The sequence below is a fragment of the Lentzea sp. NBRC 105346 genome, assembly GCF_030269605.1.
Lineage (GTDB): Bacteria > Actinomycetota > Actinomycetes > Mycobacteriales > Pseudonocardiaceae > Lentzea.
On sequence record NZ_BSTQ01000001.1, the window covers coordinates 486,316 to 500,651 of the forward strand.

Annotated in this window: 20 protein-coding genes; 8 read left to right on the top strand and 12 right to left on the bottom strand. The window is 66.9% G+C overall.

Features of this window, described 5'->3' with window-relative positions; genetic code table 11:
• Positions 1 to 2: 2 nt before the first annotated feature.
• The 6 genes from QSK35_RS01710 to QSK35_RS01735 form a co-directional block, all read right to left on the bottom strand.
• The gene (locus QSK35_RS01710; protein ID WP_285741513.1) at positions 3 to 230 is read right to left on the bottom strand and encodes a hypothetical protein; all 228 of its coding nucleotides are present in this window, start codon (positions 228 to 230) and stop codon (positions 3 to 5) included.
• On the bottom strand, positions 223 to 939 hold the full coding sequence (locus QSK35_RS01715) for a DUF8453 domain-containing protein (protein ID WP_285741515.1): 717 nt from the start codon (positions 937 to 939) through the stop codon (positions 223 to 225). Before QSK35_RS01715 ends, QSK35_RS01710 begins: the two co-directional genes overlap by 8 nt.
• Positions 940 to 1,515: 576 nt before the next feature.
• A complete protein-coding gene (locus tag QSK35_RS01720) occupies positions 1,516 to 2,304 on the bottom strand; it encodes a DUF3800 domain-containing protein (protein WP_285741517.1) in 789 nt (262 codons plus the stop codon).
• A 470-nt stretch (positions 2,305 to 2,774) separates the two neighbouring features.
• Complete coding sequence (locus QSK35_RS01725; protein ID WP_285741518.1) at positions 2,775 to 3,494, bottom strand: 2'-5' RNA ligase family protein; 720 nt, start codon at positions 3,492 to 3,494, stop codon at positions 2,775 to 2,777.
• Between the two features lie 16 nt (positions 3,495 to 3,510).
• Positions 3,511 to 3,753: a hypothetical protein gene (locus QSK35_RS01730; protein WP_285741520.1), complete on the bottom strand. Its 243-nt coding sequence runs from the start codon at positions 3,751 to 3,753 to the stop codon at positions 3,511 to 3,513.
• Positions 3,750 to 4,301 (bottom strand): hypothetical protein, encoded by a 552-nt coding sequence (locus tag QSK35_RS01735; protein ID WP_285741522.1) that lies wholly within the window; start codon positions 4,299 to 4,301, stop codon positions 3,750 to 3,752. Before QSK35_RS01735 ends, QSK35_RS01730 begins: the two co-directional genes overlap by 4 nt.
• A gap of 139 nt (positions 4,302 to 4,440) precedes the next feature.
• Here QSK35_RS01735 and QSK35_RS01740 point away from each other — a divergent pair, with 139 nt between their 5' ends.
• The gene (locus QSK35_RS01740; protein ID WP_285741523.1) at positions 4,441 to 4,728 is read left to right on the top strand and encodes a hypothetical protein; all 288 of its coding nucleotides are present in this window, start codon (positions 4,441 to 4,443) and stop codon (positions 4,726 to 4,728) included.
• A complete protein-coding gene (locus tag QSK35_RS01745) occupies positions 4,725 to 5,048 on the top strand; it encodes a hypothetical protein (protein ID WP_285741525.1) in 324 nt (107 codons plus the stop codon). The genes QSK35_RS01740 and QSK35_RS01745 overlap by 4 nt, the downstream gene beginning before the upstream one ends.
• Positions 5,049 to 5,238: 190 nt before the next feature.
• Here the strand turns inward: QSK35_RS01745 and QSK35_RS01750 are convergent, their stop codons facing one another.
• From QSK35_RS01750 to QSK35_RS01760, 3 genes are all read right to left on the bottom strand, one after another.
• Positions 5,239 to 6,114 carry a hypothetical protein gene (locus tag QSK35_RS01750; protein ID WP_285741526.1) on the bottom strand — a complete coding sequence of 292 codons (876 nt, stop codon included), beginning with the start codon at positions 6,112 to 6,114 and terminating at the stop codon, positions 5,239 to 5,241.
• A 36-nt stretch (positions 6,115 to 6,150) separates the two neighbouring features.
• Positions 6,151 to 6,819: a hypothetical protein gene (locus QSK35_RS01755; RefSeq protein WP_285741528.1), complete on the bottom strand. Its 669-nt coding sequence runs from the start codon at positions 6,817 to 6,819 to the stop codon at positions 6,151 to 6,153.
• Positions 6,820 to 6,946: 127 nt separating this feature from the next.
• Complete coding sequence (locus tag QSK35_RS01760; protein ID WP_285741530.1) at positions 6,947 to 7,633, bottom strand: hypothetical protein; 687 nt, start codon at positions 7,631 to 7,633, stop codon at positions 6,947 to 6,949.
• A 104-nt stretch (positions 7,634 to 7,737) separates the two neighbouring features.
• Here QSK35_RS01760 and QSK35_RS01765 point away from each other — a divergent pair, with 104 nt between their 5' ends.
• Positions 7,738 to 8,079, top strand: coding sequence for a hypothetical protein (locus QSK35_RS01765; RefSeq protein WP_285741532.1), 342 nt, complete (start codon positions 7,738 to 7,740; stop codon positions 8,077 to 8,079).
• Positions 8,058 to 8,381 carry a hypothetical protein gene (locus QSK35_RS01770; protein WP_285741534.1) on the top strand — a complete coding sequence of 108 codons (324 nt, stop codon included), beginning with the start codon at positions 8,058 to 8,060 and terminating at the stop codon, positions 8,379 to 8,381. Before QSK35_RS01765 ends, QSK35_RS01770 begins: the two co-directional genes overlap by 22 nt.
• Before the next feature lie 235 nt (positions 8,382 to 8,616).
• On the opposite strand, the gene QSK35_RS01775 is transcribed toward QSK35_RS01770, so the two are convergent.
• From QSK35_RS01775 to QSK35_RS01785, 3 genes are all read right to left on the bottom strand, one after another.
• Positions 8,617 to 9,486, bottom strand: a complete 870-nt coding sequence (locus QSK35_RS01775) for a glutaminyl-peptide cyclotransferase (protein WP_285742438.1) — start codon at positions 9,484 to 9,486, stop codon at positions 8,617 to 8,619.
• Between the two features lie 203 nt (positions 9,487 to 9,689).
• Entirely contained in the window at positions 9,690 to 10,229 is a 540-nt protein-coding gene (locus tag QSK35_RS01780) for a GNAT family N-acetyltransferase (RefSeq protein ID WP_285741535.1), read from the bottom strand.
• Positions 10,226 to 11,065 (bottom strand): thioesterase II family protein, encoded by an 840-nt coding sequence (locus tag QSK35_RS01785; protein ID WP_352243039.1) that lies wholly within the window; start codon positions 11,063 to 11,065, stop codon positions 10,226 to 10,228. Before QSK35_RS01785 ends, QSK35_RS01780 begins: the two co-directional genes overlap by 4 nt.
• A gap of 554 nt (positions 11,066 to 11,619) precedes the next feature.
• On the opposite strand from QSK35_RS01785, the gene QSK35_RS01790 reads away from it, so the two are divergent.
• From QSK35_RS01790 to QSK35_RS01805, 4 genes are all read left to right on the top strand, one after another.
• Entirely contained in the window at positions 11,620 to 12,501 is an 882-nt protein-coding gene (locus tag QSK35_RS01790; protein ID WP_285741537.1) for an inositol monophosphatase family protein, read from the top strand.
• A 58-nt stretch (positions 12,502 to 12,559) separates the two neighbouring features.
• Positions 12,560 to 13,288, top strand: coding sequence for a helix-turn-helix domain-containing protein (locus QSK35_RS01795; RefSeq protein WP_285741539.1), 729 nt, complete (start codon positions 12,560 to 12,562; stop codon positions 13,286 to 13,288).
• Positions 13,285 to 13,422, top strand: a complete 138-nt coding sequence (locus tag QSK35_RS01800; RefSeq protein ID WP_285741541.1) for a hypothetical protein — start codon at positions 13,285 to 13,287, stop codon at positions 13,420 to 13,422. The genes QSK35_RS01795 and QSK35_RS01800 overlap by 4 nt, the downstream gene beginning before the upstream one ends.
• A 362-nt stretch (positions 13,423 to 13,784) precedes the next feature.
• Positions 13,785 to 14,198: a DUF6355 family natural product biosynthesis protein gene (locus QSK35_RS01805; protein ID WP_285741543.1), complete on the top strand. Its 414-nt coding sequence runs from the start codon at positions 13,785 to 13,787 to the stop codon at positions 14,196 to 14,198.
• Positions 14,199 to 14,336: the final 138 nt, after the last annotated feature.

The following is a 14,336-nucleotide window of genomic DNA, read 5'->3' on the forward strand; positions in this document are numbered from 1 at the left end:
GCCTACCGGGTCAGCACGTCGCGCAGCGCCCGTGCGTTCTCCGCTGTCAGGAAGAACTCCACGTGGTCGCATTGCTCGGGACGCGCCCCCGCCGGGCCGACGGCGAGGTTCAAGAGGAAGCTGCCGTCCGGTGCGCTGCTTACTCCGAGGATCCCGCGGACGATGCCGGGCTCGCCGTCGATCGTTGACGCGGGCCACGACTCCTCAAGCACCAGCAGATCGTCATCCATCACGGCTGCCGTCTTCGTCCTGCTGTGACTGGAGATCGGTGGCATTGGCGGCTGGTTGCCTCGTCAGCTTGCGCACCAAGTCCTCATGGGCTGGATGTGGCGCGCCATCGCCGGATGCCCTTCTGACGATGGTGCGCAGCGTTGAGTTGATCTCCTTCAGCTGCTTGACCGCTTCCTTCATGCGTTGACTGGGGTGCGCGCTCGACGTGACGTAGGTGCGTTGGCGGATCACGTCCACGTTCAGCGGGAACGCGTCCGCGTAGTGCGCGCCGTCGGGACCGTCGTACTCGATGGTCACCGTGACCTTGTCCGGCAATGGTTCGAAGTTGTCGTCGTGGCCTTGAGGTCGTGAGTAGTAGATGTTGTCCAGCTCCATCCCTGGGGTCAGCACGGGGATCGGATCGGCATAACGAGCCTTCAAGAACGGGGTGACGCTCTGGGCGGCCCGCTCCGGGATGGGGTCTGGCAGAGGCGGGTCGAACGTCACTCTGACGTTGCGCCCGATGGATGAGCCGTAGTTGCGGATCACGAGAATTTGGGTCGCGAAGGCGTACGGTTCGTCTCGCAGTTCGGCGGCGATCATCGGCCGGCTACGAGCCTGGCTATCCCGGTCGGCTCGCCGAAGCGTCCTGTTGCCGTTGAAGGCAGACCAGATCGCAGCTCCCGAGCTGACGAGTGCCGCTGCGGCGGCAACCCAGGCGGGTTCCATCGGTACTCCTCCTGCGAGGACGGTTGGCCTAGGAAGCGTAGCTAGGTGACCCAATTGAGTGATCCATTCAAGAAGCTGCTGCCGCACCTGCGCGGCGAGACGTTCTGGTCGATCAATGGGCTGGTCGGCGCGTAGTGGCTGTCGGGCCTGCTGCACGAGTGGATCCCGACGAGCCATGGCGCGTAGCTCGGGCTCGTCACCTACCGGCTGATCACTCATGACGAGGCCTGGTCGATCGCGTTGCGACGGCAGCTCGTGCCCGGTCGCCTGATCCGGCCGCGCACCCACCGGGCGGAGCGTCAGGCGAGGTAGATGGTGAAACAGGGCACAGATTGAGGGGTTCTTCACCTAATTCCGTTCGACAGCGCCGCAAACATGAAGTTTCTTTGCGGTTCGTTCATATAAACGGCAACAACCGGGTGACGGCTCTCGTCCCGTGTTGCTGTGGCACTTGAGTTGTAACTAGCCTTTGAAGTGCAGCTCTTCACGGAGTCGCGAGGAACTACCGCCTGGACCGGGTGACCGGGCCCTTCCGCTTGAGCGGTCGCAGCGGCCTCGGGCTCCGTGAAGAGCTGCTTACGTTTGGATCTGTGGCCACCAGTCCTGGTCGGTCACGATCTTCTTGTCACCGAGGATCTTGATGCCGTAGTCGCACACCTTCCCGTTCGGGCCGCGCCGGATCTGGTGCGTGACCGCCAGGAGGTACTCCGGCCAGTTGTTGCCGAACCTGTCCGGTGTGATGGCGGCGTTGAACATCCCCGCGTAGAGGTCAGCGGCTTGTAGTCCATCGACAGCCGTCGTGCCCTCGATGGTGACGTTGGATGTGACGAGGTTCCACGGCACGCTGACCGGCGAGGGGCTCACGGGGCACGTCTTCGTGACGTAGTCCAGCGACTTCGCATGGTCGTGCCCCTTGACGTGCGCGACCTTGACGATGGCTCGGCGGCTCCCGCCTGGCCAGTCGCGTACGGCGAAGGCGATGCGCTCGAAGAGCAGACGCAACGCGTAGTTGTAGGTCTTGACGATGTCGCCGCGCATGCCGGCGTTCAGGGGCACGTTCGCCTTGTCGATCACGACGTGGATCACCTGGACTCCGGGCACTGTGGCCAGCCGCTTCGCGGCGTGACGCCGACGTTCGTGGAACCTCGGGCGCAGGTGCTCCTTCCAGTGCACGGGACGCTCGCCGGAGATCTCGAAGTCGTTGCGCAGCGTCTGGATCACGGTGCGCAGGTCGTTGTCGTGCTCGTCGGGCACGAGCACCGCGCAGAAGCCGAACGTGGGCGAGGAGGTCGGCTTGAACCCGCGGTCGCCCGTCTCGTCGATGTACACGCGGACAACCGGCAGCGCCGCAACGTTCGTCACCACGGGGAGTTCTCCTGCCTGCCCAACCCGGAACCGGGGCTCGGCCAATTCGTGGGAACGACGATAGAGCGGCACTAGGGTGTTCGTCACCTCGCCTACGGGTTGCCATCCAGATCGTGACTCGGCGGGGGGACCGCTTTCCGCCTATACCCACCTCACTCCTGGCGGCCGTCGGCAGTCTGTGCTGGTAGGCGGGGCGACAGGGGGCTGATGGCAGCGGAATGTGATGTGTGTCACCATGCCTGATGATTCTGAACACTGTTGCTGGTGCGCCGTTGGTCCGATCGTATGGGGATAACTGTTAGACGTTCCTGCAGTAGTTTCATCCAGTACAAGTTCGTGGGTTTTATCTATTCACTGATTCAGTGCAAACAGTAATTCCTCGTCTTATTCATTCCTTCTGCGGCTTCAGCGAATTCTCCACGCTCGTCTGGTTGCGCAGGACAACTCCGTTCCAACGCCCTTAGGTGTCGTCAGTGCAGGTCAGAGGCGAGAGTCGAGGCGATCTGGCCCCGCGTGGAAGTCGCTGGCGGTAGTCGCCGGCTCGCGCCCGCAGCTCGGTCAGCTAGCCGTCCAGCGAGACGGTCGCGACGTCCATCCACTCGTACGCCTTGCGGTCGCGGGTTGAGGTCGATCAGCGACACCGACGCCACCGTCACCTCCGCAGTGCTGGCGGGGTGCGCAGCCAGCGCGTCGCGCACCGGTTCGGCGGGACCGGCGGCGTTCGAGTAGCCGAGGCTTAGGTGCGCGCGGAAGCCCTCCTCGAGCTCCAGCACGTTCTCCGGCCCCCACACGTCGCCGATCGCGGCGCGGATCACCAACCGCAGCTCGGCCGGCGGCTCCAGCGGGCGTGCCGGCATCTGGGTGGTCTCGGGATCGACGTGCGCGGAGCCGATCGTCACTGTGAACCGCGCCAGGTCGGCGCACCGCTTCTGAGCGGCCACCACGATGCGGTCGACGTCGCCGCGGTCGAGCTCGTCGGTGAAGCCGATGCCCTGCAGCGTGAGGTGCAGCCACTCGACCGGCACCGGGTCCAGCATCGGCAGCTTCGCCAGTACGGGCGCGTAGTGCTCGACGAGCTGCTGCGCCTCGGGTTGGTCGGCGAACGTCACGTGCCACGTGTAGAACGACCGGCCGACCTTCCAGCCCGGCCGCAACCACCAGTGATCACGCATCGGCTCCAGCTCGGACACCAGCACGCCTCCAGCTCTACGCGGTCAGCTCCTTGATCACCGTCTCACGCTGGAACTCCGCGATCGAACCCCGCACACGACGCACGACAGGGTCCGTCGAGCCGCCCACCTGCGCGGCGATCACACCCTCGGCGACGCGGTGCAGCAGTGGCCCCACGCGGTGCTCGGGCGCGGTTTCCAGCACCGGCGCCAGGGCATGCTCGGCGCCGTCGAGTTCGCCGCGGAGCAGGTGCGCCTTGACCTTCACGAGCCGCGTCATCCGCTCACAGCCCAGATTGGCTGGTGCGCGGGTGTGGCCTCAAAGGCGGCCACAGCCCTGTCGGCGAACGCCAGCGCCTCGTCGGTCTCGCCGAGCGCCAGGCGCGCGTCGGCCCACAGCGAGCCCGCCCGGTCGACCGAGCACGAGAACGGTCCCGCGAGCTCGTCGTCGGCGCGCCTCACGGTGCTCGCCGCGTCCTGGGCGCGGTGCAGCGCGACGGACTCCCGGTCCTTGTCACCGGCACGGGCGTGATCGAGCGCGAGCGCGCTCGCCAGGTACAGCTCGGCGGATCCGGTCGCGGTGTAGTGCAGGCCGTCGGCCGCGTACTCACCCGCCGTGACGTAGTCGTCCTGCCAGAACGCCGCCGTGTGCTGCGTCGCCCGCACCCAGGCGCGCAGCGGGTTGTAGTCGGCGCGCTCGGCGCACAGCCACGCCGCGCGGGCGTGGTCCTCGGCGGCGTCCGGCCGGCCCCGACGGCGCCGCGCTCGATCTTCGCGATGTAGTGCGCGTCCAGCGCATAGCGCTGGCGGGTCGTCTCCCACAGCCACGCGCACGTGGCCTCGGCCAGCTCGCGCCGCGACATGTGTGCGCCGGAACCTGGCGGGACGCAGTCGCCTCGCGCACCGCCCGGAGTGAGCGCGTCGGCTCCGCACGGCTCCGAGCGTAACCGGCGCGATCCCGTGAGTCATGGCGCTGCGTGCCCCGGCCTGCCCCGATCTGCCCCGTGCGCTGCTGTACCTGCTGCGATGCGCCGACGCTGGAGGCATGGGTGTGATCGTGACGATGTTCGCGGCCGTATTGGTCCGCCTGGTCCTCTGGCTCGCCCAACGCATACGCCGAGAGCTTGTCCGACGCCATCAGGTTGCCCGCGTTCGTGCCGCGCTCCGGCACCCGATGACTCCGGCCAGCACGTCCATTGACCCCGACCTGGACGTACTGGCCGGTTCCACCTCGACGCTGGCGGGTGCGGCGTGAGTCCCGACTCTGGCTCGCTCGGCTGGCTGGTGTCCCTGATGCACGCCGGGTGGCGGTTCACGCCGACGTTCGAGGACGGAAATGTCGCCCAGCTCAACGGCGTGCACACATGGGCTCACTCGGCCTACGCGGACGGCGTCATGATCCTGTCGCCGACCGAGGCGAAGGCCCTGCGCACCGACCCGGACGGCGGCGTCGTGTGGGAGCGCGTCGGCACGCTCCCCGAGGTCGCGGCCGAGCTGCTGGGGCTGCCACACCCAGACGCGCCCGGTGCGCCTCGGCTCGTGCGCGCCTCGGTGCCGAGGCTGTGGACTCCGTAGAAGGTCCGGCGCGGCCGGGTGTTGGCGTGTTCCGGCGGCTTGCGCACCTGATCGACGCGGACGCGTATGTGATCAACGTCGGCTGTGTGTGGCTGTACTTCGCACGGTGTGGCTCGGTGTGCGCCCCGATCACCCGGCGACCGCGACGACCGCTGCCGTGGTGTCCAGTCTGCGTTGCGAACGGCGTCCGTTAGAGCTCGCGACCTTCGACGAGCCGGACGCCTCCTGGCGTTGGTCCCTCGATGGCGACCACATGGTCATCACCCCTCATCGCACGGATCAGACCTTCCTCATGCAGGTGGTCGAGGCATTGCTGAACAAGGACCTCATCCAGGCCAAGCTCCTCGTGGAGCAACGGAACATCGATGGGAATGTGGTTGTGGTCGCGTTCCACGATCAGGTCGAGCAACTGGAACTTGATGTCGTCCTCCGTTGGAGCGGTCGGTGCTTGGCTTTTGTCGGGCGGGCTGTCCACGGCGTCGGCCACTCGCTCTGGGGCGCCGTCGCCGGAGCGCCGCCACCGTTGACCGTTGCCGTCAGTGAAGCTGTACGTGACGTCGTAACTGTCGCCGACAAAGCGTTTCTGTTCGTCAGTGTCCGATACAAACAGCACTGGCCACTTCTTGGTCTCCTCCGGCTGCAGTGCCGGAGCGATCTCTCCCAAGCGAACGGCGCGGGAGCCGAACTTCCACCGCCACGACGGATCAGCCGACGGAACGACTTTGTTGAGCGCTAGATCGAACACAGTCTGCGCTCCGTGGTTTGTCACTTCGACCCATAGGCTGCTGCGGGCTCGTAGCTCCACTCGGACCTTGCTGGCCTCGGCTACTTCGGCTGCGGCACGCTCGGCCTGCTCACGCGCGTCCTTCTCGCGAGCGAACTCGTTGGCCTTGCGCGCCTCGGCTGCACTCTCCTCGGCAGCGACTCGCGCCTTCTCCGCCTCGGCAGCCTGCTTCAAGGCAGCTCCCGCCTGGGTCCTCGCGGAGTTCGCGTTGTGCATTGCGATCCAGGCGGCGCCCATCGCTATGAGCGCCGCGACCCACGCGGCGATGTCACCCTTGTCCACGCCATGCCTACTTTCTGGGAGTCGACACTGCCTCGGCTACCGCCTGACCGTGGCTCGGCGTATCCGCAGGTGGACATCGGGCGGAAACTGCACGTCTTCCGTGGTCCGCCATGTTCGCTTCAGTCCGTTGGTCTCCTCGCTTACGAGGACGATCCGGACAGTGGCTCCTTCGGATTCTCCTGCCAGATTCACGGGAACAAGCCACATGCCGTTCTTGGCAAACGTGTGCGCGTCAGGAGCGTTGGCAAGCGAGATAGGCACCTTCAACGGCCCCGGTGACGAGACGATGGCAACGCCTTCCGTACGAACGGGGACCTCTTGTGGACCGTCGAGCATCGTGACGCGGACGTGTGTGCGGTCAACCGGCGTCAGCTCGAATCGCGGCGCATCGCGCTCGTACTGCTCCGCCTCGCGTTCCTTGGCGCGTGCTCGTTCTTCCCGCTCCTGGGTGTCGGCTGATCGTTCGGCCGCGTCAGCGGAACGTCGTGCCGAACCTGCCGAGTCGGCTGAACTCTCTGCGGACTTCTCCGCCGCGCTGGCTGACCGTTCCGACGCTTCGGCGGACTTTTCGGATGCATCGGCCGACCTTCGTGCTTCGATCAAGGCCTTATTTGCCGTCTCAACTTGCCGTCGCGCGTAGTCGAGGGCGAACAACGAGAGGAGAGCCGCTCCGATGGACACCAGCACAGCAGCCCAGTCCGCCACGTTTGCTCCTAACCTGACGATCCTGTCACACGGAGGTGACGAAGAGAGTACGACCGCGGAACGGGCTCAGTGTGACCGGTCGTGTGCCCTGAGAGCCGCGCAGTGTTCGGCGGCTCTATGTGCGTAACTATTCGGCCGCCGTGCCACCCGTTGCTGCAGCGTCCGACGTGCTCGGCGCTACCTCGGACCAACGGCCCGGCGCGAAACGCCGCATCGTCAACTCGTCCAGCTTCTCCAGCAGAATCCCGGCATCCCGCGGAATCTCCATCGCACTGAGTATGTCCTCGATTGGCGCGTGGCCACGGGCATCACGAGGTGCGGCATGGATGCGACCGGTTCGTTCCGTCACCTTCTCCGTCAGTACCTGGAGGTCACCGACCACGTCCGACAGGCCAGGATCGTGAACGGCGAACCGCGCGTCAAGGAGCGCGGCCTGGTATGCGGTGCTCGCCTCTGTGTATGTGTTGGACGTGTCGGAGCTGGCGAGAGCTTCCATGTCGGAGACGGCGCCCATGTACATGATCAGGCCGTCCAGCGCGTTCCTCCACTTACGGCCTGCGCGCAGGACTTCCACCGCAGCCTGACGCTGCTGTTGGTCGCTTCGGTCTGCCCGGTCGGCCAGCATGATCTCGACCTGTGCCTTGGCCCACTTGGCTTGCTCCTCAGCGGAAGCCGCCTGGCTCTTTGCGGTGTGCGCTTGAGACGTTGCCGCGTCGGCATTTCGATGTGCCGATTTCGCGTTGCCGAACGCGATGCCAGCCGCGATCAGCGCGATGCCTGTGCCCAGGAGGGCGGCGATGTCAGCAGGATCCACGTTGCTCCTGTTTCCAAGGTTGGTCTGGGAAACGTTGTGCAGAGCGTAGGCGGTCGCCCGCGCGCCTGCCCGGAATCCAAGCCGTCCCAACGGAGAATTTCCACATGACCAGCACGTTCGCGCCCGGCACGGGCTTTGCGGATCTCGATGACGACGGCACCATCGAGGCGTTCGTCGCCGTCACCGGCGTGGTGGACGATGTCGGCGACGTGATCGTGCCGGGGGCGTTCACGCGCACCCTCGCGCGGCTGCGGCCGAAGCGCGCGGACGCCCACGACTGGAGGACGCCGATCGCCCGGACTCTGGACGTCCGCGAGCTGCCGCCCGGCGACCGGCGTCTTCCTCAGCACACCGCCGACGGCGGTCTCACTCAAAGCGAAATCGAGAGTTGCAAATCGGCGATAACCGGCTCAATATCGAACCTATGTTCGAAGGGCTGCGGGTGAACCGGGAACTGGGTGAGGTGAGGGAGAAAGGTATCGAGGTCGTTGTCGATCGCAACGCCGTGTTCCCCGACTGGTTCACCAGGACGGTGAGGGCGCCGACCTTCCTCATGCAGGAACAGGGCTTGTTCCTGCCGCCCGAGATCCCGGCGAGCCTGTACGCGTGGCTGAACACGAAGACCGGGCGCCGTCTCGGCTATGTCGTCTATGAACGCCCGACCGCGCTCGGGCCGCTGCCCATGGCGCATCTCGTTCCGCAGGCCATGATGCGACGGTCGTATCCGGACGGCGAGGAGCCGTACTGATCCTGCGACGATGAGATGGCTCGGTACAGGCCGCTAGTGGTGCATGACCGCGGCCACGAGTGGCGAGGTCGACCGCGTGCCCATGCGCACGAGATCCACTCGAGCCAGGTTCGTCGAACTGGCGCTATGACCCAGCCTGTCCCTGTCACGGGGCGGCGCGGCGCGGCGAGCTCAGGTGCTCGACGCGCCGCGCCTGCGGGTCGGCGGGCCGGATGCCCGCCGACGGGTCCTGGGATCACTGCCGCGGTTGCAGACGGATCCGGTAGCGGTGGTGGTAATGCCGGCCGGTTAGCCACAGCTCGTCTGCGGCCTGTGCGGCGGCGATGCCGCCGATCACCTGATCTGTGCCGGTCGGTTGCTCGGCGACCGTGATCGGGGTGAGATCGGCGACGGCGGTGGTGATCCCGGTGGAGAGGTCCACGCGGATCATCCAGTCGGTGCCCGTGACGGCAGCCCATACCTGCGGATAGCCGTCGATCGTCACGCAGTGCAGCTCGCCGAGTCGCGCTGTCGACCACTGGTGGGTGGCGAGGTGGACCTCGCCAGTCGGGGCGAAGCTGTCGTGGTCACGGAGCAGCAACCGTGTCGTGCCTTCGGACTGCACCAGATGAGTGCCGTCGTGGCATAGACCCCAGCTCTGTCCAGTCAGGGGAACCCGGCGCCGTTCGGCCAGCGTCTTCGGATCCCGCAGCACGGCGGAGTCCCCGCTGGTCTGCCATAGCCCGGCCGGGGTGAGCGCGATTCCGTTTCCCTGCAACGCTTGGGGCACGTCCTGCTGCATCCGCACATCAGCCGTGTCGATTGCCAGCGCGCGGATGGTCTGCCCGGTGTTCTCGACCAGCCGGTCGTCGACGAGCTCAAGGCCTCGCGTGTCAGCCTCATCAGTACGGACGCTCTCAAGTATCTGCACGCCGAACGGTTGCGGCGCCGCGCGCTCGTGGACACCTGACGGGGTACTTGGTGTTGTGGCTGGTGCGGAACTGTCCGATACGGCGCGAGGACCGGGCTCTGTGGGGCCACATGCGGCACATGCAAGCGTCACCAGCGCCGTGCACGCGATGGTCCTCCACCAGCGTGACCGGGGCGCTGCAACCGACTGAACCATGATGGTGCACTCCTCGCCGGAGGTAGACGGCACGATGCCGTTGGCGCACAACGGGTTGAGCGGGCTTGTCGTGCGCGATGTGCTCGGGGCGGGAGCTGGTTCCGTCGCGCCGCTGGCCCATGGGCCTTGGGACGCGACGGAACCAGCGATGGCCACCGTGCGGCCGGGAGGGGGCGCCCCAGCGACGGTTCGCGGTGACCACGTCAGAAATCGTCTGCTGCGATCGGTCGCCCAGCGGTGAGGAGCCCGAGCCGGCCGACCGGCACGTCGTAGACGACGACGCCGGCGTCGGGCGGCCCGGCACGCGCGCCGGGGCACAGCCGGCTGATCAGCGTGTGGGCGCTACGGTTGCCCACCAGCACGTGCGCCTTCACGTGGGTGATGCCGCGCGCCGCAGCGCGCACCCCCAGGCGTACGGCGATGGCCGAACCGACCCCGCGGCCGTGCCACCCGTCATCGACGAGCAGGCAGACTTCGGCGCCGCGGCGTCGCATCGGCAGCAGCGACCCGATACCGAGGATGGTCTCGGCACGGGTCGCGACCTCGGTGTGCTGCGCCTTGTCGCGTGTGATCGTGTCGAGATAGGACTCGCAGACGCCGATCCCGGTGGCGAGAAATCGGTGCCGCAGCGCACGGGGTGAGCAACGGTCGACCATCGCGCGGACGGCCGGCAAATCCGCTGCCGCGTCCAGTGGTCGCACCGTCACCGCCGGACGCAGCTCGAGCGGCATCTGGCCGGTCATGCGGCATGCGCCGTCCGCGCAGAGGCGCCGCTCCAGTCCGTCTGGGTCCGAGGCCAGCCGAGCTCGGCGAGCGCCAGGTCCGCGGGCACGGCGTGGACGAAGAAGTGGCCGCCCGGAAAGGACCGGTGGGTGACCGCCTCCGGCCTGGCGGTCACGTCCGCCCACTGCCGCATCGTGCTCTGCGGCGCGTACCAGTCCTCGGCACCCGACCACGTGATCACGGGGCAGGTGATCGCGGCGCCGCGCGGTGCTGTGTAGGTCTCACAGGCGGTGAGATCAGCCTTGATCACCGGTAGAACGCGACGTGTGAATTCGCGGTCGCGCAGGCGCTGTGGCGAGATCCCGCCCATCGCGATCAGGCGCCGGACCAGGTCGGTGTCGTGGAACTCGTGCAGGGGACGCGGGGGAGGGCACACCGGAGCACGGCTGCCCGACGCGATGAGCGCCTCGATGCCGGTGTCGTTGTGCTGCAGGCGAAGCAACACCTCGAACGCGAGCAGTGCGCCCAGACTGTGCCCGTAGAACGCGCAACTCCCGGCCGGTTCCTCGCGCATCGCCTCGGCGACCGCCCTGGCCATACGGCCCAGCTCAACCTCGAGCACCTCGTGACGCCGCCCCGCACGACCAGGCAGCTGGACAGCGACCAGCTCGACCGTTGGCGGCAGCTGCTCCGCCCACCGGTCGAACACCGCAGGCCCCGCGCCGGACCATGGAAAGCAGTAGAGCCGGTGAGCGGCACCCGGCTGGGGACGCGGCCGCACCAGGCAAGCCCGTGCACTGGACTCCACCGAGCCCCCGACGGGCGCTTCATGGGCGTCCCCGGCGGACAACATCATCGAAATCCCTTCCACGTGTTCATTTGCCCGATCGGAAACCCATTTCGGCGCCGAGCATCAGCGAATATGTGCCAGGTCATAGCGCGATAGCGGGATGTGCTTCCAGTGCACAATTCTGCCGTTTGGCGCACCATGTGCCGGAAGAGTTTCCGGAGATGGTCGCCGGTGGCAGTGTGGCGCCAATCGTCGGTTGACCCCTGCTTATCGATCTGCCCTGCACACTGGCAGATCATCGACGCAGAGTCACGTAACTGGGTCGATTTCCTGCGGTGATGCTGTGTGTGACGCTGATGTGACTGCGCTGGGTAGTCGACGTGTGCGGTGTCCGTGTTCGTTTTTCCGTTCGGCGGAAACGCAGTACTGTTCGCTGGTGGCTCTCGTCGGAAGGTGATTCTTCCGTCTGGTGGAGAAATTTTACGAGTCGTCGCCGCAGTGGTTATGGTCTCGGCCGTTGGCATCTTGGCGCACTGCATTCGGGACGACCGACAGCGTGAGACAAGGGCCTGCGGCGCGGCCGCACCTAATTCACCTGGGCACTTGGGGGTCAGCTGACTATGTCACCGCGAGCGCACGAGCTGCAGAGCGTCGCCGAAGGCCTGGCGGCTGTGGCGGCCGAGTACATCCGCCGCGAGCGGGCCGCCGGAGGTGTCGGTCCGTGGACCGCGTCCCGAATCGCGAGCCGTGCCGGTCCCGACGTGTCGCTTGATGAAGACGCCGAGCGGCTGCTGCGAGATCAGGTCGCGCGTCACCGGCCGCACGATCACGTTGTCGGCAAAGAAGAAGGCGGCCACCTACGCACCGCCGGTGCGGAAGTCATCTGGATCGTCGATGCTCTCGACGGCGGCCCGAACTGCGCGGCGGGCATGCCCGCCTACTGCAGTTCGATCGCCGCGTTGGTCGACAGAGTCGTCGTCGCCAGTGCGGTATCGGAACCGCGGTCCGGTCGCGTCTGGTCGGCCGCGCTGGGTGAAGGCGCCAGGTTGTTCGACCCGGCTGTGTCCACCGACTGGCACCTCCTGCGGGTCAGGGAGACGCGAGACCTCGAGCGCTGTGTGCTCGCCACCGGCTACAGCGCACACGACCCGAACGAACGCGCCGACCAGGCAGCGGTGATCGCCTGCCTTCTCCCGCACATCCTCGACATCCGGCACTCCGGATCACCCGCGCTCGACCTGTGCCATGTCGCCGCCGGATGGGTTGACGCCTCCGTCCATCACGGACTGAACATCTGGACCTGGGCGGCCGGGCTGCTCATCGCCGAGGAAGCAGGCGCGATCACCCATTGGCCCGGCACCGCAGGGCCCGGCGAACGCGTCGGCAACCCAGCTCTCGCAGCTACACCCGGCATCACCGCCGACCTGCTGGACGCGCTGCACGACGCGGGCGCCCACACCCTGCACACCGGAAACCCGCGCGTTCTCGGCTCCCTGCCTTGACTGACTCGCGGCGACCCCCCAGGCGTTCCAAGCAAACACTGATGTTTCAAGGAGATTCATGCGTGCACGCATCGAGATCCCGCGGTTCGATCCAGACGCGCTCAAGCTCGCCCGCCGCGAGGCCGGACTCACGCGCACGGCACTGGGCAAACGCCTCCGGCGGTCCAGGCACGCCGTGCTCACATGGGAAGACGGAACCGCACCGATTCCCGCCCAGGATCTTCGTGCTGTGGCGGAGATCTTCGGCTGTACACCCGCAGACCTGCAGCACCCACCCCCAGGCGAACCCACACTCGCCGACCAGCGGATGCGCCTCGGGCTCACCGTTGACGAGCTCTGCGAGCGTTTCCACCACCGCGAACGCCAGCCGACCACCACCACGTGGCGGTCGCACGCGCGCGGCGGTGACCGGGAACGTCATCTCGTAGCGCTGCCGGCGTGGGCCATCGGCGCAGGACGCATCCACATCCGGGTGCGTCGGCTGAAGCTCTGGGAGGAGACGGGACGGCTCGGATCCGCCGACGAGGAACGCAACCCCATTGCACTGGCCAGTCTGCTGGGCACCTACGTCGATTCGATCACCACCTATCTCAGCACCGGTGAGTTGCCCAGAGACATCGCCGGCGTGCTTGCCGCGGGGCTCCTGCTGCCCGTGACGCACGTACAGGCAGCGTTCGCTGCGTCCCGCAGGGCGCACGACGACGAGTCGCTTGAGGACGAGGCGCTCGACGATGACCGCGCCGCCGGCGAGCAGGCCGGCATCCCGGTTTTGGCAGGCCACCGGTGAGCCGCGCTCGGCACCGTGCCACGCCACCTCCGTCCCAGCGCGGTCTGGGGCACCGGCCACGGGTGCTGGCACTCGTCGCCGCCACCGCGCTGATCGGCGCCGCGATCGTCCTCGCCACACGCCGCCGCACCTGAACCTCGTGCGTGACAATCCGAGATCGCGACCTGGACTGGTCCCCAGTCCCGCGGCCTCGCCGGGCACCCCGACGACACCCGGCGATCACTGAATCAAACACGTCGATTTTCCAGACTCGCCATCACGCGGGACCAACGGTAACCGGAAACAGGGCAATAGACCGGCAGGTGGCTACCTGCCGATACTTCGTTGTTTCCTCTTCGCGAGAACCTTCCATGCATTACTTGCCTTGTTTTCGTTGACCGACTCTCAGTCGTTTCGTTCTCCTTGATACGCGCCGCCGCGTTCGCTGCACACGACTCTTGAATGCGATCGCAGCGGCCCGACTCGCCCACTTCTCACCCTTGAGGGGAACACCACAGTGAATCGAAAGATCGTCGGCCGCTTCGCGGCATCGCTCGCCGTTGCCACCGCCATGCTCGGCGGCGGCTTCGCCGGAAGCGCCCATGCGCAGGTGGGCGCCCCTTGGACGGTCAACGCGGGCAGTTCGGCATCGAACATCCAGCTCAACGCCTGGGCCGGTGTCACCACCCGCGCCCCTGCCGCCAGCAACGAACTCTCCGCCACAGGGCAATGTGGCTTCTACCGCGACAGCCGCGACGCGTGGTACCGCCACTGTGGCGGCGGCATGCTCATCATCAAGGTGCGCTCGTGGTGGGGAGCCGAAGTCCGGGAACTCTGTGTGTGGCCCGGCGACACGAACCTTTCCCAGCACGACGGAACAAAAGGGATGGGCTACATCACCTACGCGTGGGCCGACCGTCCCGGATGCTGAGGAACTAGCTCCCGTCGCGCCGCACGTTCCGCGCCGCACTTTCCGTGTGTGCCGCTCTGTGGCGGCGATTCACAACTGATTCGCCGCCACAGAGTCCGCAGGTCGCCACTTCATCATTTTGGAATGCCAGGGGGATTT

Coding starts and splice junctions, on each gene's coding strand:
- QSK35_RS01710 (WP_285741513.1), bottom strand. CDS start 230: ATGGATGACGATCTGCTGGTGCTTGAGGAGTCGTGGCCCGCGTCAACG.
- QSK35_RS01715 (WP_285741515.1), bottom strand. CDS start 939: ATGGAACCCGCCTGGGTTGCCGCCGCAGCGGCACTCGTCAGCTCGGGA.
- QSK35_RS01730 (WP_285741520.1), bottom strand. CDS start 3,753: ATGACGCGGCTCGTGAAGGTCAAGGCGCACCTGCTCCGCGGCGAACTC.
- QSK35_RS01740 (WP_285741523.1), top strand. CDS start 4,441: ATGGCGCTGCGTGCCCCGGCCTGCCCCGATCTGCCCCGTGCGCTGCTG.
- QSK35_RS01765 (WP_285741532.1), top strand. CDS start 7,738: ATGACCAGCACGTTCGCGCCCGGCACGGGCTTTGCGGATCTCGATGAC.
- QSK35_RS01770 (WP_285741534.1), top strand. CDS start 8,058: ATGTTCGAAGGGCTGCGGGTGAACCGGGAACTGGGTGAGGTGAGGGAG.
- QSK35_RS01775 (WP_285742438.1), bottom strand. CDS start 9,486: ATGGTTCAGTCGGTTGCAGCGCCCCGGTCACGCTGGTGGAGGACCATC.
- QSK35_RS01780 (WP_285741535.1), bottom strand. CDS start 10,229: ATGACCGGCCAGATGCCGCTCGAGCTGCGTCCGGCGGTGACGGTGCGA.
- QSK35_RS01785 (WP_352243039.1), bottom strand. CDS start 11,065: ATGATGTTGTCCGCCGGGGACGCCCATGAAGCGCCCGTCGGGGGCTCG.
- QSK35_RS01790 (WP_285741537.1), top strand. CDS start 11,620: ATGTCACCGCGAGCGCACGAGCTGCAGAGCGTCGCCGAAGGCCTGGCG.
- QSK35_RS01795 (WP_285741539.1), top strand. CDS start 12,560: ATGCGTGCACGCATCGAGATCCCGCGGTTCGATCCAGACGCGCTCAAG.